This is a genomic window from Caballeronia sp. BR00000012568055 (genome assembly GCF_029439455.1).
Classification (GTDB): domain Bacteria; phylum Pseudomonadota; class Gammaproteobacteria; order Burkholderiales; family Burkholderiaceae; genus Caballeronia.
Map to the genome: position 1 here is coordinate 107,219 of NZ_JAQFVG010000251.1, position 2,804 is coordinate 110,022.

3 protein-coding genes and 1 pseudogene are annotated in these 2,804 nt (G+C 58.6%); all 4 read left to right on the plus strand.

Going from position 1 to position 2,804, the window contains the following annotated elements:
* A pseudogene (locus tag P7F28_RS14850) lies at positions 1 to 190 on the plus strand (carbohydrate ABC transporter permease); the annotation flags it as partial.
* A 23-nt stretch (positions 191 to 213) separates the two neighbouring features.
* A complete protein-coding gene (locus P7F28_RS14855) occupies positions 214 to 1,173 on the plus strand; it encodes a sugar-binding transcriptional regulator (RefSeq protein WP_277185280.1) in 960 nt (319 codons plus the stop codon).
* Between the two features lie 10 nt (positions 1,174 to 1,183).
* On the plus strand, positions 1,184 to 1,930 hold the full coding sequence (locus P7F28_RS14860; RefSeq protein ID WP_277185281.1) for an SDR family oxidoreductase: 747 nt from the start codon (positions 1,184 to 1,186) through the stop codon (positions 1,928 to 1,930).
* A gap of 25 nt (positions 1,931 to 1,955) precedes the next feature.
* The coding region (locus tag P7F28_RS14865) for an NAD(P)-dependent alcohol dehydrogenase (RefSeq protein ID WP_277185282.1) at positions 1,956 to 2,804 on the plus strand (849 nt) is incomplete at its 3' end.

Here is a 2,804-nt window from a genome sequence, read left to right on the forward strand (position 1 = left end):
TGCGCTCGTGCTTACGCGCACCGACGCGATGACATCGCCCGTCGCGGCCACGAGCTATATGAGCGGCTATGAATTGCCGTGGGGCGAAATCATGGCCACAGGTACGCTGATCGTATTGCCGATGGTCGTGTTCGCGCTGCTCGTATCCGGCCGTCTCGTGCAAGGCCTGACGATGGGCGCGGTGAAATGATGTCGGGCAAGAGCGCACCGTCCATGTCCATTGCAGAGCCGGATGAATCGATCGATTCGGAAGAGGAGTTGCAAGCGCGCGTCGCATGGCATTACTACGTTGGCAATCTGACACAGCAGGAAATCGCGCAACGTATAGGCAGTAATCGTGTGCGCGTGAATCGGTTGCTCGCGGCAAGCCGTGAATCGGGACTCGTGCAGATTACGATCAACAGTAAGATTGCGCCGTGTGTTGCACTGGAAGAAGCGTTGACGAAACGCTTCGGACTCGAATGCGCGGTCGTTGTGCCGAGCGGTGCGAATAACGAAGCGAACAATGCGGCGCTTGGTATTGGCGGGGCATCGTATTTTTCGAGGCAGATCGTAGCGGGGCAGACCATCGGCTTAGGCTGGGGACGCACGATTCGCGCCGTATTGCGTGCCATGCCGCAGCGCAGTTATGGCGCGGTATCGGCGGTGTCTTTGCAAGGCGGCTTGTCGCATTGTCCAAGCATCAATACGTTCGATATCGTCTCGGACTTCGCAAATATATGCCGTGCCGACGGTTATCTTTTTGCCGCGCCAATTTACGTGAGCAGCCAGAAAGCACGCGATGTCATTCTGCAAGAGGAAACCGTGCGCGAGACGTATGAGCTTGCGCGCAATGCCGATCTTGCTTTACTGACCGCTGGCGATCTTACCGAGTCGCTCGTGGTGACTTACGGCATCGACAATCCCGAGCAATTGCGCACCTTGCAAAAGGCCGGCGCAGTGGGCGATATGCTCGGTCATTTTATGGATCAGGATGGCGAACTAATCGATCATCCATTAAACCGGCGCACGGTCGCCATTACGCTCGACGATCTTCGCAAGATTAAGCGCGTGGTGCTGGTCAGCGGTGGCGCGAAGAAATTCCATGTTACGCGCGCTGCGTTGCGCGGACGTTATCCGTCGGTGCTGGTGACGGACGAAGAAACCGCGCGGCGTCTGTGCGACGAGCCTTGATCGGAGCGCTATGAATCATATCGATAGAAACCGCGAGTTCGCGGGCAAGACAGCGATCGTCACGGGCGCGGGCAAGGGTATTGGCTATGCGACGGTGAAGTTGTTGCGTGAACGCGGTGCGCGCGTGATTGCAATCAGCCGGACTACTGATGATTTGATTTCGCTGCGAGACGAAACCGGTTGCGACATCGTTACCGTCGATCTTGCTAACGCCACCGAAGCACGCGCCGCAGCACGCGATGCGCAACCGGTCGATCTGCTGGTGAACAATGCGGGCATCGCTGAATTGCAGCCGTTTCTCGACACCACCGTCGAATCCTTCGACCGCACGATGAACGTCAACGTGCGCGCCGCGATGATCTTCGCGCAGGAATGCGCGCGCAGCATGATCGCGCGCGGCACGGGTGGCGCGATCGTCAATGTATCGAGCTTGTCGGCGAATGTGGGTTTCGCGCTGCACGCGGCGTATTGCGCCTCCAAAGGCGGACTCGATGCGATGACGCGAGTGATGGCCACCGAACTCGGTCCGCACAATATTCGCGTGAACGCCGTCAATCCGGTCATTACGCTCACGCCGATGGGCGAGAAGGCATGGAGCGATCCCGCTAAATCCGGTCCCATGCTTGCGCGTATTCCACTCAATCGTTTTGCGCAGCCGGTTGAAGTGGCGCGCACCATCGCTTATTTGCTTGGCGACGATTCGAGCATGGTCAATGGTGTCAGTCTTTTAGTCGATGGCGGCTTTCAGGCCTGCTGACTTTCTTAGCAAAAAAGGAACGACGATGGAAGCTCTGGTTCTTGAAGAAGCACGGCGCATCAGCTTGCGTCCGTTCAGTCTGCCGCAAGTCGTGGGGCCGCGCGATGTGCGTATTCGCATTCATACGGTCGGTATCTGCGGCAGCGATATTCATTACTATCAGCATGGACGAATCGGCCCGTTCGTCGTCAATGAACCGATGGTGCTGGGACATGAGGCGTCGGGCACGGTCGTGGAAGTGGGCGAAGAGGTGAAGCATCTCAAAGCGGGTGATCGTGTCTGCATGGAGCCGGGTGTGCCCGACATGGAGTCGCGTGCTTCGCGTGAAGGCTTGTATAACCTCGATCCGAAAGTGCGCTTCTGGGCCACGCCGCCGGTGCACGGATGTCTTGCGCCCTACGTTGTGCATCCGGCTGCTTTCACGTTCAAGCTGCCGGACAACGTGAGTTTTGCGGAAGGCGCGATCGTCGAACCTTTATCGATCGGCTTGCAAGCGGCCAAGAAGGCCGCGATCAAGCCGGGCGATGTGGCGGTCGTACTCGGCGCGGGCACCATCGGCATGATGTGCGCGCTCGCCGCGCTCGCGGGCGGATGCAGTCGCGCGATCGTCTGCGATCTGGTGCAGGAAAAGCTCGATCTGATCGGCACCGTGCAAGGCGTGACGCCGGTGAATATCCGCGACAAAGCCGTCAAGGACGTGATCGCGGAACTGACCGATGGCTGGGGCGCGGATATCGTTTTCGAGGCGAGCGGTAACGAAAAAGCCTTCGACGGCATTATTGATTTGCTGTGTCCGGGTGGCTGTCTTGTGCTCGTCGGTATGCCCCAACGCGCTATTCCGCTCGATGTGGTCGCTGTGCAGATCAAGGAAGCG

Bases quoted from the DNA above. Each gene is read 5' to 3' on its own strand.
- P7F28_RS14855 (WP_277185280.1), top strand. From the start codon at position 214: ATGTCCATTGCAGAGCCGGATGAATCGATCGATTCGGAAGAGGAGTTG.
- P7F28_RS14860 (WP_277185281.1), top strand. From the start codon at position 1,184: ATGAATCATATCGATAGAAACCGCGAGTTCGCGGGCAAGACAGCGATC.